The organism is Synechococcus sp. UW106 (genome assembly GCF_900474015.1).
Taxonomy (GTDB): Bacteria; Cyanobacteriota; Cyanobacteriia; order PCC-6307; family Cyanobiaceae; genus Parasynechococcus.
The window spans coordinates 399,735-416,728 of the sequence record NZ_UCNV01000009.1; the positions used below are offsets into that span (position 1 = coordinate 399,735).

At 59.4% G+C, this 16,994-nt stretch carries 16 protein-coding genes; 3 read left to right on the forward strand and 13 right to left on the reverse strand.

The features are described from left to right. Nucleotides 1-50 precede the first annotated feature (50 nt). Entirely contained in the window at nt 51-1,496 is a 1,446-nt protein-coding gene (locus DXY30_RS09655) for a ClC family H(+)/Cl(-) exchange transporter (protein WP_115094729.1), read from the reverse strand. A gap of 18 nt (nt 1,497-1,514) precedes the next feature. Continuing rightward, nucleotides 1,515-4,097, reverse strand: coding sequence for a bifunctional aconitate hydratase 2/2-methylisocitrate dehydratase (acnB, locus tag DXY30_RS09660; RefSeq protein ID WP_115094730.1), 2,583 nt, complete (start codon nt 4,095-4,097; stop codon nt 1,515-1,517). Between the two features lie 96 nt (nt 4,098-4,193). On the opposite strand from acnB, the gene DXY30_RS09665 reads away from it, so the two are divergent. Then, nucleotides 4,194-5,261, forward strand: coding sequence for a 3-deoxy-7-phosphoheptulonate synthase (locus DXY30_RS09665; protein ID WP_115094978.1), 1,068 nt, complete (start codon nt 4,194-4,196; stop codon nt 5,259-5,261). A gap of 2 nt (nt 5,262-5,263) precedes the next feature. On the opposite strand, the gene DXY30_RS09670 is transcribed toward DXY30_RS09665, so the two are convergent. The 4 genes from DXY30_RS09670 to DXY30_RS09685 all read right to left on the reverse strand — a co-directional run bounded on the left by DXY30_RS09670 (nt 5,264) and on the right by DXY30_RS09685 (nt 10,582). Further along, a complete protein-coding gene (locus tag DXY30_RS09670; RefSeq protein WP_115094731.1) occupies nt 5,264-5,914 on the reverse strand; it encodes a diacylglycerol/polyprenol kinase family protein in 651 nt (216 codons plus the stop codon). 5 nt (nt 5,915-5,919) lie between these two features. Continuing rightward, the gene (locus tag DXY30_RS09675) at nt 5,920-6,906 is read right to left on the reverse strand and encodes an RpoD/SigA family RNA polymerase sigma factor (protein ID WP_115094732.1); all 987 of its coding nucleotides are present in this window, start codon (nt 6,904-6,906) and stop codon (nt 5,920-5,922) included. 202 nt (nt 6,907-7,108) lie between these two features. Beyond that, a complete protein-coding gene (gene ppk1, locus DXY30_RS09680) occupies nt 7,109-9,247 on the reverse strand; it encodes a polyphosphate kinase 1 (RefSeq protein WP_115094733.1) in 2,139 nt (712 codons plus the stop codon). A 45-nt stretch (nt 9,248-9,292) separates the two neighbouring features. Then, nucleotides 9,293-10,582: an MFS transporter gene (locus DXY30_RS09685; protein WP_115094734.1), complete on the reverse strand. Its 1,290-nt coding sequence runs from the start codon at nt 10,580-10,582 to the stop codon at nt 9,293-9,295. Here DXY30_RS09685 and DXY30_RS09690 point away from each other — a divergent pair. Then, complete coding sequence (locus DXY30_RS09690; RefSeq protein ID WP_115094735.1) at nt 10,581-11,048, forward strand: GNAT family N-acetyltransferase; 468 nt, start codon at nt 10,581-10,583, stop codon at nt 11,046-11,048. The two genes, DXY30_RS09685 and DXY30_RS09690, sit on opposite strands and share 2 nt — an antisense overlap. Here DXY30_RS09690 and DXY30_RS09695 read toward each other — a convergent pair. Together DXY30_RS09695 and DXY30_RS09700 are read right to left on the reverse strand one after the other, a co-directional pair. Further along, nucleotides 11,009-12,076 (reverse strand): anthranilate phosphoribosyltransferase family protein, encoded by a 1,068-nt coding sequence (locus tag DXY30_RS09695; RefSeq protein ID WP_115094736.1) that lies wholly within the window; start codon nt 12,074-12,076, stop codon nt 11,009-11,011. The two genes, DXY30_RS09690 and DXY30_RS09695, sit on opposite strands and share 40 nt — an antisense overlap. Nucleotides 12,077-12,153: 77 nt before the next feature. After that, nucleotides 12,154-12,324: a cyanate hydratase gene (locus tag DXY30_RS09700; protein ID WP_115094737.1), complete on the reverse strand. Its 171-nt coding sequence runs from the start codon at nt 12,322-12,324 to the stop codon at nt 12,154-12,156. A gap of 195 nt (nt 12,325-12,519) precedes the next feature. Between DXY30_RS09700 and cynS the strand changes: the two genes are divergently transcribed. Next, complete coding sequence (gene cynS, locus DXY30_RS09705; RefSeq protein ID WP_170951222.1) at nt 12,520-13,005, forward strand: cyanase; 486 nt, start codon at nt 12,520-12,522, stop codon at nt 13,003-13,005. A 53-nt stretch (nt 13,006-13,058) separates the two neighbouring features. On the opposite strand, the gene DXY30_RS09710 is transcribed toward cynS, so the two are convergent. The 5 genes from DXY30_RS09710 to DXY30_RS09730 form a co-directional block, all read right to left on the reverse strand. After that, entirely contained in the window at nt 13,059-13,781 is a 723-nt protein-coding gene (locus DXY30_RS09710) for a HEAT repeat domain-containing protein (protein WP_115094979.1), read from the reverse strand. 7 nt (nt 13,782-13,788) lie between these two features. Beyond that, nucleotides 13,789-14,676: a formate/nitrite transporter family protein gene (locus DXY30_RS09715; protein WP_038552086.1), complete on the reverse strand. Its 888-nt coding sequence runs from the start codon at nt 14,674-14,676 to the stop codon at nt 13,789-13,791. Nucleotides 14,677-14,710: 34 nt separating this feature from the next. Beyond that, on the reverse strand, nt 14,711-14,890 hold the full coding sequence (locus DXY30_RS09720) for a ferredoxin--nitrite reductase (RefSeq protein ID WP_244281354.1): 180 nt from the start codon (nt 14,888-14,890) through the stop codon (nt 14,711-14,713). 27 nt (nt 14,891-14,917) lie between these two features. Continuing rightward, nucleotides 14,918-16,459 (reverse strand): ferredoxin--nitrite reductase, encoded by a 1,542-nt coding sequence (locus DXY30_RS09725; RefSeq protein WP_115094738.1) that lies wholly within the window; start codon nt 16,457-16,459, stop codon nt 14,918-14,920. 256 nt (nt 16,460-16,715) lie between these two features. Then, the gene (locus DXY30_RS09730; protein WP_115094739.1) at nt 16,716-16,982 is read right to left on the reverse strand and encodes a hypothetical protein; all 267 of its coding nucleotides are present in this window, start codon (nt 16,980-16,982) and stop codon (nt 16,716-16,718) included. Nucleotides 16,983-16,994 lie beyond the last annotated feature (12 nt).

Genomic DNA, 16,994 nt, shown 5'->3' on the forward strand with positions numbered 1-16,994 from the left:
AAGGGCTCCGGGCTCCGGTAAGGCCGGCTCGAACAGCAGTGTTTCCTGGTTCAGAGTGGATCTCCGGAAGGGCCTTTGGGTGGTTTGGGGGCTTCAAACGGTCGGCGGTGACGGTTCAAGCGCATTTGCATTCGGTCTTCGGAGGCCAGCTCCATACCCATCTGGCGCTCGTAGATGGAATCCGGATTGAACAACCGGGCCACCAGGAAACTGGTAAGGCAGGCCACCAGGATGGGCTTGAGGATGAGCAGATCCTTGGTGAGCGCAAACGCCAGGAACATGGCTGATATCGGGGTTCGCGAACAGCCGGCAACGAAGGCACCCATGCCAGCGAACACGTAAGTGGTGGGAACGTGGCCGGTGAGGGCCTCAACGCCAATGCCGCCGGCCAAACCAATGGCTCCTCCCAGCGTCAGCATCGGCATGAACAGTCCCCCTGGTGCTCCTGAGCCCGCCGCCAGACCGGTACTGAAGAACAGCACCACAAAGCTGGCGAGGGCCAGGCTGATGTCGGCCTTGCCGGCTCCGATCAGGTGCTTCAGCTCGCTGGGGTTGTGGAAGGCGTCGGGCAGGGCCGCATAGACGCAGCCCAGGACGAGTCCGCTCAGGGTCATGCGCAGAATCAGCCGGTCACCGAACCAACGGTTGCCCTGCCGCTGCATGGTGAGCACGTACCGGGTGTACAGCTCCGCCAGCACGCCGATCACCACGCCGAGAGCGATCAGGTACAGCAGATCGACAGGCAGGAAGCGCACCAGGGGGGTGTATTCCCGCTCCAGTTGAAAACCGATGGTGCTGTTCAACCCACTGCCCCCAGGGTTGAGACCGAGGAAGCCGAGAACATCCGCCAGGGTGTCGGCAGAGAAGGTGGTGATGATCACCAGCAACAGGACCACGGGCCTAGCGGAGTGGAGCAGCTCCTCGATGGCGTAGATGAATCCGCCGATGGGAGCGCTGAACACGGCGGCAATGCCTGCTCCGCCGCCTGCAGCGACAATCACTCGCCGAAAGGCCACCGGTGCCCGAAGCCAGCGGGACATCTGCCAGGCAACGGAGCCGCCCATCTGCACAGCTGGGCCTTCTGGGCCTAAAGGGAAGCCTGAGCCGATGGCAATGATGCCGGCCACGAGCTTCACCAGGCCCACCCGAAGCCCCATCGGCACCGACCTGTGGCGCAGGAAACCCATGATGTGGGTGATCCCCGCTCCGCCAGCTGCTGGAGACAGGTTGGTGATCAGCCAGGCGGAGACCATGCCCCCGATGGCGCCGAGGGCGGGGAGCACCACCCAGGCAGGAAATTCATCGAGCAGATCGAGCCGCCAGTCGCGCAGCAGGTTGATACCGCTGGTAAACAGCAGGCCGGTGATGGCTGCTCCGAGTCCAGTGAGCGCCAGAGCCAGGACCACCACCAGCCAGCGGCGCTCCAACAACCTCCTGATGCTCCGGCTGGAGCCCAGGAGGTGGCGTCGTTGTTTGGGTTCGCTCAGGGCTGGCACAGATGAGGTAATTAGGGATCAGGCCTGAGCCAGAACAGTTGCTTCGTCGTCAGCACTGACCACACGCCCCTGGTCTTCAAAACCGCTGATCTGATCGAAGTTCAGATAGCGGTAGAGCTCGTCGGAGAGGGGATCGATTTTCTCGGCCGCGATGCTGCTGTACTCCTCCGGGGTGGGGATTCGACCCAGCTGGGCGCAGACAGCGGCCAGTTCAGCGCTTCCCAGGTACACCTGAGCACCTTTGCCCAGGCGATTGTTGAAGTTGCGGGTGCTGGTGGAGAACACGGTGGTGTTGTCCTCCACGCGGGCCTGGTTGCCCATGCAAAGGGAGCAGCCCGGCATCTCCATGCGGGACCCTGCGGCCTCGAAGGTGGTGTAGTAGCCCTCGGCTTTCAGGGTTTCCTCGTCCATTCGAGTCGGGGGGCAGACCCAGAGGCGCGCCGTGTTCTGACCGGCGCCTTCCAGCACTTTCGCCGCGGCTCGGTAATGACCGATGTTGGTCATGCAGGAGCCGATGAAAACCTCCTGTACCGGGTCACCGGCCACCTCGCTGAGCAACTTCACGTTGTCGGGGTCATTGGGGCAGGCCACCACGGGTTCGGTGAGTTCGTTCAGATTGATTTCCAGTACTTCGGCGTACTCAGCGTCATGGTCGGCGCTCATCAGCTGCGGGTTGGCCAGCCAGGCCTCCATCTCCTTGATTCGGCGGGCCAGGGTGCGGGCATCGCTGTAGCCGCGGGCGATCATGTTCTTAAGCAGCGCCACATTGCTGCGCAGGTATTCGCTCACTGTGTCTTCTGAGAGCTTGATGGTGCAGCCGGCGCAGGAGCGCTCGGCGCTGGCATCGGTGAGTTCGAAGGCTTGCTCCAGCTTCAAGTCGGGGAGACCTTCGATCTCCATGATCCGGCCATTGAACAGGTTTTTCTTGTTGGCCTTTGCAACGGTGAGTAGCCCCCGCTGAATGGCCACCCAGGGGATGGCATTCACCACATCCCGGAGGGTGACGCCGGGTTGCAATGACCCGCTGAAGCGCACCAGCACGGATTCCGGCATGTCCAGCGGCATGGCGCCGATGGCGGCCGCAAAGGCCACAACCCCGGAGCCTCCTGGGAAGGAAATGCCGAGGGGGAAGCGGGTGTGGCTGTCGCCGCCGGTGCCGACGGTGTCGGGGAGGAGCATTCGGTTCAGCCAGCTGTGGATGATGCCGTCACCCGGCCGCAGAGCCACGCCACCGCGTTGGGCGAAGAAGTCGGGCAAGTCCTTTTGGGTCTGCAGATCCACCGGCTTCGGATAGGCGGCGGTGTGGCAGAAGCTCTGCATCACTAGGTCGGAAGAAAAGCCCAGGCAGGCCAGTTCCTTCATTTCGTCCCGTGTCATTGGGCCGGTGGTGTCCTGGGATCCGACGGTGGTCATCAGCGGCTCGCAGCTGGTGCCGGGTCGGACGCCGGCGAGGCCGCAGGCTTTGCCCACCATTTTCTGAGCCAGGGTGAAGCCCTTGCCTGTGTCCGCCGGTGCCGAGGGGCGGATGAACAGTTCCGAAGGGCTGAGGCCAAGCTTTGTGCGTATCTTGTCGGTGAGGGCGCGACCGATCATCAGGGGGATGCGACCGCCGGCCCGCACCTCGTCGCTAATCGTGGTGGGCTTCAGCTCGAACCGACTTACCACGGTGCCGTCGCGTTCGATCGTGCCGGCATTGGGTCGGATCGTGATGACATCACCGGTGTTCAGTTCACTGACATCGCATTCGATCGGTAGTGCGCCTGAGTCCTCGGCGGTGTTGAAGAAGATCGGGGCGATCTTGCCGCCAAGAATCACGCCACCGGCCCGTTTGTTGGGCACATGGGGAATGTCATTGCCGGTGTGCCACAGCACCGAGTTGATGGCGCTCTTGCGGGAGCTTCCTGTTCCCACCACGTCACCGACGTAAGCCACGGGATGGCCCTTGTCTTTCAGGGTCGCGATCGTTTTCAGACCCTCTGGATCCCGGGTTTCGAGCATCGCCAGGGCATGGAGAGGGATGTCCGGCCGGGTAGTGGCGTGGGTGGCCGGCGAGAGATCGTCCGTGTTGGTTTCGCCCTCGACCTTGAACACCGTGACGGTGATGCTGTCGGCCAGTTCCGGCTTGCAGGTGAACCACTCGGCTGCGGCCCAGCTGTCCACAACCTGTTGGGCAAAGCGGTTGTCTGCCGCCAGATCCATCACTTCGTTGAACGCGTCGTAAACAAGCAGCGTTCGGCTGAGTCCCTCAGCAGCACAGCCTGCCAGTGCAGCGTCAGGGTTCTTCAGCAGCTCGATCAGGGCGGCCACGTTGTATCCACCCACCATCGTCCCCAGCAGGCGCGTGGCTTCGAGCGGTGACACCAGGGGACTGGTGGCTTCTCCCTGGGCCACGGCGCTGAGCCATGTGGCCTTCACGTAAGCGGCTTCATCCACACCCGGGGGGATCCGGTCGCTGAGCAGGTGCATCAGGAACGCTTCTTCGCCGGCAGGAGGGTTCTGCAGCAGTTCGGTCAGTCCCTGGGTCTGCTCGGCGTTGAGCGGAAGAGCGGGAACGCCCTGGGCTTCCCGGGCGGCGGCCAGCTCGCGGTAATCGCTCAGCATGGAGATCTTTGTTCAGGGACGATCACCATTCTTCCGGACCGTGTCTGTTGACAGTGAGCGGGGTGCGTAGCCTTGGTCGGATTCTCGCGTCCAGTCATGGCCACCACCTCCGATTTGCATGTGGTGGAGACACGTCCCCTGGTGGCCCCTGCGGTGTTGCATCAGGAGCTTCCCATCGATGTGGCGGCACTTGAGACCGTGGCGTCCGCCCGCCAGCGCATCCAGGACATTCTCAGCGGTCGTGACGATCGCTTGCTGGTGGTGGTGGGTCCCTGCTCCGTTCACGATGTCAAAGCAGCCCGTGAGTATGCCCAGCGTTTGGCACCCATCCGTGAGCGCCTGAAGGATCAGTTGGATGTGGTGATGCGGGTGTACTTCGAGAAGCCCCGGACCACGGTCGGTTGGAAGGGGTTGATCAACGATCCCCATCTCGACGATTCCTATGACATCAATACTGGTCTGCGTCGGGCCAGGGGATTGCTGCTGGATCTCGCCCGTGAGGGAATGCCTGCTGCAACGGAACTGCTCGATCCAGTGGTTCCGCAGTACATCGCTGATCTGATCAGCTGGACCGCGATCGGTGCAAGGACGACGGAGAGTCAGACCCACCGTGAAATGGCGTCAGGTCTGTCGATGCCGATCGGCTACAAAAACAGCACGAACGGCAGCGCCATCATCGCGATCAATGCCATGCAGGCTGCCTCGAAGCCGCATCATTTTCTCGGCATCAATCGTGAGGGTCATGCCTCGATCGTCAGCACCACGGGTAACCCCTATGGACATCTCGTGCTGCGCGGAGGCAGCCGAGGCAGCAACTACCACCAGGAGGCCGTGCAGGCGGCCGCGGCTGAGTTGAGCCAGGCCGGTCTGAAGGACCGTTTGATGGTGGATTGCAGCCATGCCAACAGCAACAAAGATTTCCGGCGGCAGGCGGAGGTGCTGGCCAGTGTTGCCGAGCAGTTGCGGGGTGGGTCCAATCACGTGATGGGCGTCATGATTGAGAGCCATCTGGTGGAAGGCAATCAGAAGCTCAGCGCCGACTTGTCGCAGCTGACCTACGGCCAGAGCGTCACGGATGCCTGCATCAGCCTCGAGACCACAGAAGCACTGCTGGATGATCTGGCCGCGGCCGTTGCCAGTCGCAAACAGACGGTCACTGCTTGAGATCAGACCACCAGTCGACTCCACAGAATTCCAACGCTGAGGGGAACGCTGAGGTTGTCGAGTCCGCGCCAGCTGAGCTGTTCCAGGCCGGTTGCGATGGCCACCATGCTGAAGGCTGCTGGCAGGGGTAGGTCAGCCCCCGACCATCGGGCCAGTCCGATCAGCACCAGGCCCGTGACACCTGCCATGGTCATGGTGCCAACGGTTGACTTGGTCTGACCGAAGAGGACCCATTTCGGTGAGTCGACGCCCCGGCCGATCAATCCTGCAAACCCATCTCCCAGTGCCATTACGAGAACCCCTGCGGAAACGGCATCGGCTCGGGTTGGCCAGAACACCAGAAGCAGCGTTGTGATCGCTATTCCGTAGGCGATTGTGCCGTAGCTGTTGCGATTGACATCCTCAACGGCGGGGATGAAGCGCCATTGGTGGTTGATCGCCGTAGCAAGAGTGATCACCATCGCAACTGGGATGGCGACAACGAAAGGAATCTGAAAGACCCAGGCCATCGGAACCACGGCTCCGGTTCCGATGTGCACAATTTTTCGACTGAGTTCCCGTTGGTTCGGACGAAGGCGACGACACAACACGGCTCCCGCTGTCACCATCGCCATCCAGCAGAGGATGGCGATGGGTCCGGTGAAGGAAAGCAAGTTGCTTATGCGGCTTGTTGGTGGTTTGTCATGGCCCGCAGCTTGAGAATCGCCTTGGCTTCCAGCTGTCGGACGCGCTCGCGGGACACATTGATCTGACGACCGATCTCCGCAAGGGTCAGAGGCTCTTCACCGCCAAGGCCGAAACGCAGACGCAGAATTTTTTGCTCGCGCTCGTTCAGTTGAGACAGCCAGCCACCGAGATGTTCTTTTTGGATACTGCGATCCATCCCTTCCATCGGCTCTTCACCATTGGGATCCGGGATCAGTTCGCCAAGGGTGCTGCGATCTTCCTCGCCACGGGCATGGGCATCCAGCGATGCACAGGGTGCGCTCTGGGACATCAGATCTTCCAGTTCCCTGGGTTCGATTCCCATGGCACTCGCCAACTCAAGCCGATTTGGTTGACGACCGAAGCGGTGGGATAGTTCCCGGGAGATGCGACGCATCTTCGAGAGTTTTTCGCTGATGTGGATCGGCAGGCGAATGGTTCGGGCGCTGTTGTCGATGGCGCGCGTCATTCCTTGGCGAATCCACCAATAGGCATAGGTGGAGAATTTGTAGCCCATGGCGGGGTCGAACTTGTCGACCGCTCGCTCCAAGCCAATGGCACCTTCTTGAACCAGGTCGAGAAGTTCGAGGCCTTGGTTCTGGTACTTCTTGGCCACACTCACCACGAGGCGGAGGTTGGCTGCCATCATCCGATCGCGGGCTCGTTTGCCCATGCGAATCTTGTGCTGATGCCGAGAGGTCAGCTCCTCTTCAGGTAACTCCTGAAGTTGTTTCATCGCTTGCACATGATGTGCAAGTTCAATTTCTTCAGCTGCCGTAAGCAACGGAATACGTCCGATGCTGCTCAAGTAAAAACCGATGGAGTCGGTGGCGAGCCGCCCTCCTTGTCGCGAAGATGGTCGACGTCCAGTGGACGGCAACGCAGGTTCCTTCCGGGACGACTGATGTGTCGTGCCGGAAGATTCCAGAGGGATCCCCATCACCCTGGTCTCCTGAATGAATTTGGGCTGAACTTAGCACCGAGCAACAGCGATGACTGTTTCGAATCGGAAGAATTTCCGGATCTAAATCTTTTCGTTCTCAAGCAACTGTTGAAGGCGTGATCGTGGCTGCTTCAAGTTTGTTTTTGAAGTGATGTTGTATCGGACATCACAGACGCAGCGCTTTTAAAAAGCCAGAGAATTACAAGGATTGGATACCCATGCTCCATTCCTTGACCAATTGAATCTGGGCATTGCGTCCTGAGGCCTCATTCGTTGGTTTGCGCTGTACAAACGTGCCGTCGCTCTGCATGTCCCAGGCGCCCTGGTTGTCATTCAGGTAAAGCTGCAGCAGGCGTTCCAGTTTTTGGCGATGTTCAGGATCTTCGATTGGGGTGACCGCTTCAATGCGGCGGTCCAGGTTGCGGCTCATCCAGTCGGCACTGCCGATATAAACCTCTGGAGAGCCCCCGTTGGCAAACCAAAAGATCCTTGAATGTTCGAGGAATTGGCCGATGATGCTGATCACCTGAATGTTTTCGCTCAACCCCTGACGGTTTGGATACAGGCTGCACATGCCGCGAATGATCAATTCGATCTTGACTCCGGCTTGGGACGCTTCATAAAGAAGCGAAATGATGCTGGGATCGACCAGGGAATTCATTTTGGCTCGGATCATGGCCTGTCTGCCTTGTTGGGCATGCTCAATCTCTCGGCGTATCAACAGCTCCATACCTTTTCGCAACGTGACTGGGGCTACGAGCAAGCGACGGAAGCTTTGCTGCTTTGAAAAACCGGTGAGGTAATTGAACAGTTCAACCAGGTCTTGTCCCAGCTCTTGGTTGGCTGTGAGCAACCCGAGATCTGTGTAAAGCTTCGAGGTCTTGGAGTTGTAATTGCCAGTGCCGATGTGCACATAACTCTGTAGCTTCTCTTTCTCCTTACGAACCACCAGAACGATCTTGGTGTGCGTTTTGAGCCCAAGCACGCCGTAGACAACGTGAACCCCTGATTGCTCCAGGTGCCGGGCCCATTGAATGTTGTTGTCTTCGTCAAATCGCGCTTTCAATTCCACCAGTGCCATCACCTGCTTGCCGTTTTCAGCAGCGCGGATCAGGGCAGCGATGATCGGAGAGTCTTTGGAGGTGCGGTATAGCGTCATCTTGATGCCCATCACCTGGGGATCGTCCGCTGCCTGATTGATGAACTCTTCGACGGTTGTGGAGAAGAGCTCGTAGGGATGGTGCAGAAGGATGTCCTGACGACGAATCACCGAGAAGATCGATTCGAATTCATCCGCTTTGATCGCGCCCTCTTCAACCAGGTGCTGCTGACTTCGTGCAAGCACAGCCGGTGTTTGGCCTCCCTGGGTACGACTTTTGAGTTTCGGCAGTGATAGCCCGGTCAGCCCGAAGAGGTCGTCCAGGCCCAGGGGTCCATCGATCACGTAAAGGTCTTCCTCTTCCACGCTCAGCCCGGTCATCAGCATCTCCACAACGTCTCTGGGCATCTCGTTGGGAACTTCGAGGCGCACCACCTCACCGCCCATCCGTCGTTTCCGCAGCCCTTGTTCTAGGGCCAGCATCAAGTCATCGGCTTCCAGATCCCTCAGTTCCAGATCCGCATCCCGCGTCACGCGGAAGAAGTAGTGCCCTTCGATCGTCATGCCAGGAAACAGCACCTCAAGGTTGAAGGCGATCACCTGCTCGAGAGCAATGGCGGTGTGAACTGGTTTGTCCTCAGTTCCGCTCAGTTCTGAGGGGATGGCGATGAAACGAGCAAGATTCTTCTGCGGAACTTTGACGCGTGCAAATTGACGTTGCCCTGTTTCAGGGTCAACAACCACGGCGGCGACGTTCAGGCTCAGATTGCTGACAAAGGGGAATGGATGAGCTGGGTCTACAGCCAGGGGCGTCAGCACCGGAAACACCGACGTCTGGAAGGTGTTGTCAACCCAGGTGCGTTGGTCTTCGTTGAGTTGTTTGTAATCGAGCAGTTCAACGTTGTGTTCCAGCAGCTTTGGCTTCAGGTGTTGGCGGTAGTGAACCTGTTGCTGCTTCAGCAGGGGAATGAGTTGCTCTCGGATCGCAAGCAGCTGCTCCAGGGGTGACTTGCCATCCTCACTCGGTTTGCTGACGCCGGCCTCTACCTGTGACTTCAGGGAAGCCACGCGAACCATGAAGAATTCGTCGAGGTTGTTGCTGAAAATGGCGCTGAACTTCGCTTGATCCAGCAAGGGTGTGCGCGGATCAAGGGCCTGGGCTAACACCCTCTCGTTGAAGGCGATCCAGCTCAGCTCCCGGTTGATGTAGTGCTCCGGGGCTAGGGCTGCTGCGCACATGGGCTGAACGTCTCGGCGTTCGTGTCGTTAGCCAAAACGTAGCAATCAGGATTCGCTTGTTCGTGTATCGGAGATGTCTGGAAGAGGGCTTCCGGCGACCAGGCCGATCACAAGCACCAGAACGGTTGCCGCTGCTGCAAAGGGACTCACAGGGCCGAGCAGGTCGTAGCTCAACCCTGCCAAGGGGGGTCCGAGAAAGCTTCCCAAACTTTGCAGGGCCTGAAGGCTGCCCAAGGCGCTGCCTTGCCCCTCCCGGCCTAGGCGTCTGGACACCAGGCTGCGCAGGCTTGGTGTGACCAGGCCTGTGCCCAGAGCAAGGATTCCGACGGCGGTAAAAATCGCGCCGGCTCGGTCTGATGAGCCGACGCTGGGGATCAGCAGGCATCCAATGATTACCAGACCCAGGCCGAGCAAGGTCAGACGCCATTCACCGAAGCGCTTGACCAGGGGACCGATCAGTCCTCCCTGGACCACGGTGGCGACCACCCCCACCACAAGGAATGCTGTGGTGGCCAGCTCAGGGCCCCAGCCGAAGCGCTGCTTGAAATAGAGCACCAGGATGGCTGTGAATCCGTTGAAGGCCAGGAAGAAGAGGAAAAATGCAGCGCAGAGTCGACCCACGCTGGGGTTCATCAGCACTTGGCTCAGCCGTGCAAACGGATTCAGGTCGCGTTTTCTGGGAAGGCTTTTGCGGGAGTCTTGGGGATGGGTCTCCGGCAGCAGATTGAGCACCACCAAGAGGTTGAGTGCAGCGAATCCTGTGGCGACCCAAACCGGTAGTGACACCGCCACCCGGGCCAGTTGTCCGCCAACGAAGGGGCCAAGGATGAAACCCAAGCCAAAGGCCACGCCGATCAATCCGAAGGCACGGGCTCGTTTGTCGGGAGGTGTGATGTCGGCAAGCACTGCGCTGGCCGTTGCAGCCGTACCGCCGCTGATGCCGTCAATGATCCGCGCTGCGAAAAGCATCAGCAAGGGCAGAAGGCTTTGGTTAGGCCAAGGCACGGAAACGGTTACTGCAAACAGCCCGAGTCCAAGAACGGAGCCTGCGACGCAGATGCTGATCACGGGTCGGCGCCCGTAACGATCACTCAGCGCTCCGATCAACGGGGTCACCAGGAATTGAGCGAGTGCATAGCTTCCCGCCAGCAGGCCCAGGGTTCGTCCGTCTGGGGCGAACTGGGCCAGGAGAAATGGCAACAGCGGAAAAACAATGCTTTCGCTGAGCCGGTCGTTGAGCAGCGTGAGAAATGCGCTGAGCAGTGTGGGAATCCGGGGACGCTGCAAGCTTGTCGCCACGCAGGAGAGACTCACATTCCCACAGGCGGTTGCCATGGCTTTGCGTCCGATTGCTCCGGAGGATCAATCGCTTTTGCGGGAGATCTATGCCGACGCGATCGAATCGCAGGCCCCTCTTCTCTATTCAGAGGAACAAGTCAGAGCCTGGGCAGCCCTGGCCTGGTTGCCCGGTGTGCTGGATGCGACTTTCCGGGATGGCTCGGGTTGGCTGACTACGGACGGTTCAGCTTTTGCGATCCGTCATCCTGAAGACCGTCTGTCGCTGCTCTACTGCCGCGGTCGGGCATCGCGGCGTGGCCATGGCAGTGCCCTGCTGAACCAGATTGAGGCTGATGCCTGGGCGTCCGGCGTCCTGCAATTGCGGACGGAGGCCAGCCAGCTCAGCCGATCGTTGCTGCAGCGTCGTGGCTGGGTGGTGGAGTCGCCGGAAACCATCCTGATCGGAGGCGTGCCGTTTGAGCGCTATCGGATGGTCAAGCTGCTTCGCCAAGCGCACAGTTGATCCAGCCTGGCTTGGGCCTGACCCGTCTGCATGACGGATTCCGCCCGTTGAATGCCCTGTTCCAGGGATTCACTGCAGCCGGAGAACCATAAATAGGCGCCGGCATTCCAGCGCAGGGCATCGCAGAGAGGGCCTTTGTTCTGCAGGGCGTTTCGCGCCTGCTCGGCCCAGGTGCTTTCGTCAGCCCATTCCACGTCGGCGTCATGGCAACCATGGTCGCGGGGATGCAGGATCAATCGCTCCGCTTCACCATTCCGCACCCGTGCCGTGATGCAGGCACGGCCGATAGGCAGGTCGGTTCCTCCTTCCAAACCTTTCACGGTGAGGACATCGGTCTCGCCGCCTTGCTTGAGGGCTTCCCAGGCGCGGGCTTCGGTTGGCGGGTGCACAAAGCCACTGACGAGAAGGTGGTCGCCTTGATGGGGAGTCCAGAGCAATTCCAGGCTGGCAACCGGGGGACGCTTGCCCAGTTCCTCGCGATAGCCGATCAGAGTTTCCGCAATGGGGAAGTGATCCGGCTGGTGAATCAGGGCGAAGCCGTTCTGCTGGAACCCGTCTGCAACGGCGCTGATTGGCAGACCTGTCAGGTCGAGATCGAGAAGACGGAACAGATCAACAGCGGTGACGCCGTATTTGATCGGCATCCGGTCACCGCCCTGAAGAACCACCGGCTGCTCACAGGCCAGCAGCACCAGCGCGGTGAGCGGGTAAATCGGCGCTGTGCGCGTGCGTCCGTCGTAGGGCATGCCGAAACACAACGGCGCTCGATTGCCAGCGGTGGATTGCAGCACCGGGCCGTGGGCTCGGTAGGTGTCGAGCATCCCCGTGAGTTCCTGGGGTTCGGGCCGTCGGATGCGATGGGCAATCAGGAAGGCGCCGATCTGTGCGGGCGTCGCTTCGCCCTGCAGCATCAGCTCCATGGCATCAGCCGCTTCCTCGCGACTCATGCCTTTGCTGGTGTGTTCACCGCTTCCTACCTTGCGCAGGTGCTGTTTGAAGCGGTCGCGGCCGGAGAGAACTCCGCTCATCTCAAAGTTCCGGCCTAAAGATTGGGTCAGTCTTCAGGAGCGACTGACCCGGCAGGGGTAGCAATTGCTACGAAAGCTCAGGGCCCGCCTAGACGGGATAGCCCCTCGAAGCTGCCATGACGTGGATGCCCCGGGTGGTGGCGGCCATCGGCGTAATAGAGCCGTTCCAGCATCAGTTGTGGTGCTGTGGTCGCTGGAAGGAATTGCCCCTGAAGCAGGGTTGCCATGGATTGGAAAAATTGGCTCATCGAAATTCTTCTTTGAAATCAATTTCACTCGCACCACGAGCCTCTTGGCTGTGCCGATTGCTTCAAAACAGGCTGTTGTTTTGTAGTTGATGCTTCATTGTTAAGTCAGTGTTTGCGCAACAGTTTATGAGCTGCTGAGACGTTCCGGTTCGGGACGCTGTTTTTGAGGCGGCCATAACAACTTTTCGTTTAATCATGACTGTTTCAGCTGTTCCTTCGACCCCGTCGTTGTCAGCTCCTTCTCAGGAGACCGTCACAGCCAGCTTGATGGCTGCCAAGAAAGCCAAGGGAATGAGCTTTGCCGATCTGGAAGCGGCCATGGGCCTTGATGAGGTCTGGATTGCTTCATTGTTCTACGGTCAAGCCACGGCCTCCAAGGAAGAGGCTGACAAGCTGGCTGCGCTTCTCTCCCTTGATCCGGCCATCACCGCGGCTTTGCAGGAGTTCCCCACTAAGGGAAGTCTTGATCCTGTGATCCCCACCGATCCCTTGATCTATCGCTTCTACGAGATCATGCAGGTCTATGGAATGCCTCTGAAGGATGTCATCCAGGAGCATTTTGGTGATGGCATCATGAGCGCGATCGATTTCACGCTCGATGTCGACAAAGTGGAAGATCCCAAAGGTGATCGGGTCAAAATCACCATGTGCGGCAAGTTTCTGCCTTACAAAAAGTGGTGAACAACCAGTTGTCTTGATTAAAGACATCAAGGCCCCGCAAAAGCGGGGCTTTTTTATTGGCGAAACTGTTGGCTCAGCTGGGTGCTTGCCATCTTCTTTCGAGTGTCGTCATTTAGTTCTTCGCTCAGCTCCAGCAGACAGCGCTGACTGGCAGGTGTGGCGATGCAACCCAGCGCGCGGACTGCTGCCTCTGCAACAGGGAGGGAACCGTTGCGACACAGTTCTGCCAGCTTTTCGCTGATCAACACGCCATCGCGGCGTTGCAGAACCCGAATGGCGGCCACAACGACTGGATCGCGAAAATCATTCAAGACCTCTTGGCAGAACTGCAGCAGTTCGCCGTCGTCGAGGCAGTGGGACCGGAAGCTGAGCAGTTGCAGACCAGCGAGCCGGTGCAGTTGGCCTGGGTGATGCAGGCAATTCACTACAACTGACTCCGGAACGTCGGCTCCCCAGCAGGCCAGAGCCTGAACCACACTCAGGTTGGCGTCCTCGTTGTCAGAGGTTTGCTCGAGTTGAACTAACAACCAATCGCGGGCTTCGCTCTGGTGGCACAGCCCTGCTGCCATCACTAAATCGGGTTGAACCCCATGGTTGGCAAGGAGTTCATGGATCACGGGCCAGCCGCGCTCGGCTTGCATTCCCAGTTTTTCGCAGAGGGCTCGCCGCAGATCAACAGAAAGGCTGGGGGAGTAGACCTCCCCCAGCCAAGCGGGCTCCAAAGGAGCGCGTCGTGATCGTGCGAGCCGTTCCCAGAGAACGGCTTCGTCGTTCATGGATGGATCAGCGGGCACCCAGTTCAGCAGCGAGCTCACGCTCCAGCTTTTCATCGTGCTCGGTCGGCAGCACGTTCTCCATCTGTGTGCGGTGGGTGCTGTAGAAGAGCATGCCGATGAACACCATGCCGCCCACGATGTTGCCCAGGGTGACCGGCAGGAAGTTCCAGAAGATCACCTTGGTGAAGGGGACACCGGAACCAAGGATCGGACCGGCGGTGTGCAGGAACTGGTTCACCACGATGTGCTCCATGCCCATCGATTGGAAGGCCGTGATCGGAAGCCAGCAGGCCAGGATTTTGCCCGGAACGCTCTTGCTCACCAGAGCCATGGTTACGCCAAGGCAGACCAGCCAGTTGGCCACCAGTCCGCGCAGGAAGGCAAGGAAAAAGCCCATGCTTCCCAGGGCCTCGTACTTCTTCTCAACGTTGATTTGATTGAGAGCCATGATCTTCTGCGCCACGGCGTCCCAGATCGGCGGGCCGACATTGTCAGCAGCGCCATCCATGGTGCCGCTGGTGAGGCTGATCGCCATGATCACGGCCACAACTGCGGTGCCGATCCAGTTGCCGATCCAGACCCAGACCCAATTGCGGAAGGTGGCGCCCCAGGTGCTTTTGCCAGCCCAGGTGGCCATCGGCAGCAGCGCAAAGTTACCGGTGACCAGCTCCATGCCGAACAGCACGATGCTGGCGAAGCCGAAGGGGAACAGCAGCGAGCCGACGAAGGGCGCTTTCACGGTGATGCCCACGGTCAGGGCCAGGATCACTGCCAGGCCAAGGATGGCTCCGGAGTAAAAGCCGCGGATCAGCAGGTTCTTCACGCTGACCGTTGATTTTTTGCCGCCGGCGGCAATCATGCCGTCGACAAGCTCATTAGGTAGGACGTAGTCCATCGGTTGAGATTGAGAGTTGGACGAAGGTTTGATGTCAGCCGCTGATGCGGTTCATCAGGCGGGAGAACAGATCAGGGCTGCCGCCCTGACGGTTGATGGCGGCTCCGTCGCGACCACTGGCGCTAAGCCAGTTGACGAAACGAGAGAACACGTCGTTGCGGTTGGCCATGACGGTGAGGGGGGAGTGGTCGTTGCGTTGGAGCCGTGACTTCAAAAGGAAGCGTCACGGTGACGTCAGCGATCAGGCCTTCGGGGTGGCCCCGAATTTGTCGATCAACACCTCTTTCAGCGCTGCCTTGATCTCATCGGCGGGGATGGCCTTGCGGTGGATTTCGCCGATGCTTGGGTTGGCGCCTTGGGAACCGCCGATGGTCATCGTGTAGCCCTCACCCATGACTCCCTCACTGTTTTTTGCCTTGGTGCCGGTGAGGCCGATGGCACCCATGTAGGCCTGTCCGCAGGTGTTGGGGCAGCCGGTCCAATGGATTTTCAGCTCGTCGGGAAGATTGAGTTCCTGGTCGAGTTCCTTGGCCGCTTCAAGGGCTTGGTCTTTGGTGTTAGTCAGGGCAAAGCCGCAGTAAGTGTTGCCTGTGCAGGACACCGTTCCAGCAGAGATGTGACCGGGTTCCAGCGGGAAGCGCTGCACCAGGGCATCGGCCTTTAAGGCTTCCCGCTTGTCGTTGGCCAGTCCCACGAGAATGACGTTCTGATCTTCCGTGAGACGCACTTCGCCGCTGCCGTAGTTGAGGCTTGCGGTGGCCAAATCCTGAAGATCCTGGGCGGTCAGACGGCCTACGGGAACATGGAGACCGGCGTAGGACAGTCCCTCCTGTTTCTGGGGATGGAATCCGTAGTGGGAGCGGGGCGTGGTGTTGAACACGGAGCCAGGATCCGGTGTCAGCGGACCGAAGAGTTCTTCCACTTGGCTGCGGAACACGTCGTGGCCCACCTGATCGAGATAAAGGCGGAAGCGGCCTTTGGGGCGCTTGTCCCGCTCACCGTTGTCGCGCCAGAGCCGAATCACGGCGTCGGTCATCTTGCAGATTTCGTCAGGCTTCACCCAGGCATTCAGAGGAATGGCATAGGCATTCATCTGCGATGACAGAACACCGCCGATCCACACACCAAAACCCATCACCCCATCCCGTTCCACGGGGTGAAAGACGATGTCGTTGTGGAGCAGGAAGTTGTCCTTGGCACCGGCAACGGCTGTGTTCCATTTGCGGGGCAAGTTGGAGTACTCGGGATTGCCCTGGCAGTTGTTGGTGAGGAAGTTCTGCAGCTCGGTGGTGTACGGCCGCGTGTCGACGATCTCGTTGGGATCGATGCCGGCGATCGGGTTGCCAGTGACGTTGCGGGGGTTGTCGAAGCCGGATTGAATCGTGCTGAGACCTGCTTCCGTTAGTCGTTTAAGAACCTCTGGCAGGTCGCCCAGCAGCACACCACGCAACTGCAGGTTCTGCCGCGTGGTGATGTCGCAACTGCCGTTTTCGCCGTAGCGCTCGACGATCGAACCAACCACACGCAGTTGATCTGCGGTCAGTACTCCATTGGGCACACGCAGGCGGAGCATGAACTTGCCTGGCGTTTTCGGACGCCAGAACATGCCGTACCACTTCAAACGCAGTTGAAGGTCGGTCTCATCCACCTGCTCCCAGCCGAGTTCGGCGAATTTCTCAATCTCGCTACCGACCAACAGGCCATCCTTGGCCGCCTTGTTCTGCTCGATCTTGTTGAGCTTCTTGCCATCCAGGTAAGGCCTGGAGGGAGAGCTAGTAGTCATAAGTCGATTGAAAAGTGGGCGGATTGATTGCTCAAAGACGAGGCGCGAATCAATCGAGATGGCCCGAAGACCGGCAACGCTTCAAAACGAAGGGAGCGTTGGGTTGATTGAATAAACACTGTGATGGCAACCCTGGTCCGTAACAAAGAGAACACTTTTGGCGTTGATCGATGACAGGGCTCTGATTTGGCCGATTTGTAATGCCGGCTACATCTGGTGGTTGCCGCGAGGCCGTAAAAGGCAACCTGATTAAGCCTCAGTATTGGCGTCCAATTTCGCCAACCATCCGCACTGCTCCGGCACGGAGCATTTGCCAAACGCGCTTCATCGCAGCGAAGTCTTGGTCCAATTCGGACGGCCCAGCCGCGCGATCGATTCTTCTGTCGTAGCGGGCGTCCCTGGGGTCGTATCCCCTGCGGTAGCGATCGTTCCGGGCGTCGTATCGCTCGATTCGTCCGTCCAGAGGCTCGCGGTAGGAGCGGCTGTCCAATGGAGCACGATCAAAATTACGGCGGGGCGCCATGACTTCCTCAAC

Excerpts from the sequence above, each read along its gene's own strand:
- acnB (WP_115094730.1), bottom strand. The coding sequence starts at position 4,097 with ATGCTGAGCGATTACCGCGAGCTGGCCGCCGCCCGGGAAGCCCAGGGC.
- DXY30_RS09665 (WP_115094978.1), top strand. The coding sequence starts at position 4,194 with ATGGCCACCACCTCCGATTTGCATGTGGTGGAGACACGTCCCCTGGTG.
- DXY30_RS09675 (WP_115094732.1), bottom strand. The coding sequence starts at position 6,906 with ATGGGGATCCCTCTGGAATCTTCCGGCACGACACATCAGTCGTCCCGG.
- ppk1 (WP_115094733.1), bottom strand. The coding sequence starts at position 9,247 with ATGTGCGCAGCAGCCCTAGCCCCGGAGCACTACATCAACCGGGAGCTG.
- DXY30_RS09690 (WP_115094735.1), top strand. The coding sequence starts at position 10,581 with ATGGCTTTGCGTCCGATTGCTCCGGAGGATCAATCGCTTTTGCGGGAG.
- DXY30_RS09685 (WP_115094734.1), bottom strand. The coding sequence starts at position 10,582 with ATGGCAACCGCCTGTGGGAATGTGAGTCTCTCCTGCGTGGCGACAAGC.
- DXY30_RS09695 (WP_115094736.1), bottom strand. The coding sequence starts at position 12,076 with ATGAGCGGAGTTCTCTCCGGCCGCGACCGCTTCAAACAGCACCTGCGC.
- DXY30_RS09700 (WP_115094737.1), bottom strand. The coding sequence starts at position 12,324 with ATGAGCCAATTTTTCCAATCCATGGCAACCCTGCTTCAGGGGCAATTC.
- cynS (WP_170951222.1), top strand. The coding sequence starts at position 12,520 with ATGACTGTTTCAGCTGTTCCTTCGACCCCGTCGTTGTCAGCTCCTTCT.
- DXY30_RS09710 (WP_115094979.1), bottom strand. The coding sequence starts at position 13,781 with ATGAACGACGAAGCCGTTCTCTGGGAACGGCTCGCACGATCACGACGC.
- DXY30_RS09715 (WP_038552086.1), bottom strand. The coding sequence starts at position 14,676 with ATGGACTACGTCCTACCTAATGAGCTTGTCGACGGCATGATTGCCGCC.
- DXY30_RS09725 (WP_115094738.1), bottom strand. The coding sequence starts at position 16,459 with ATGACTACTAGCTCTCCCTCCAGGCCTTACCTGGATGGCAAGAAGCTC.
- DXY30_RS09730 (WP_115094739.1), bottom strand. The coding sequence starts at position 16,982 with ATGGCGCCCCGCCGTAATTTTGATCGTGCTCCATTGGACAGCCGCTCC.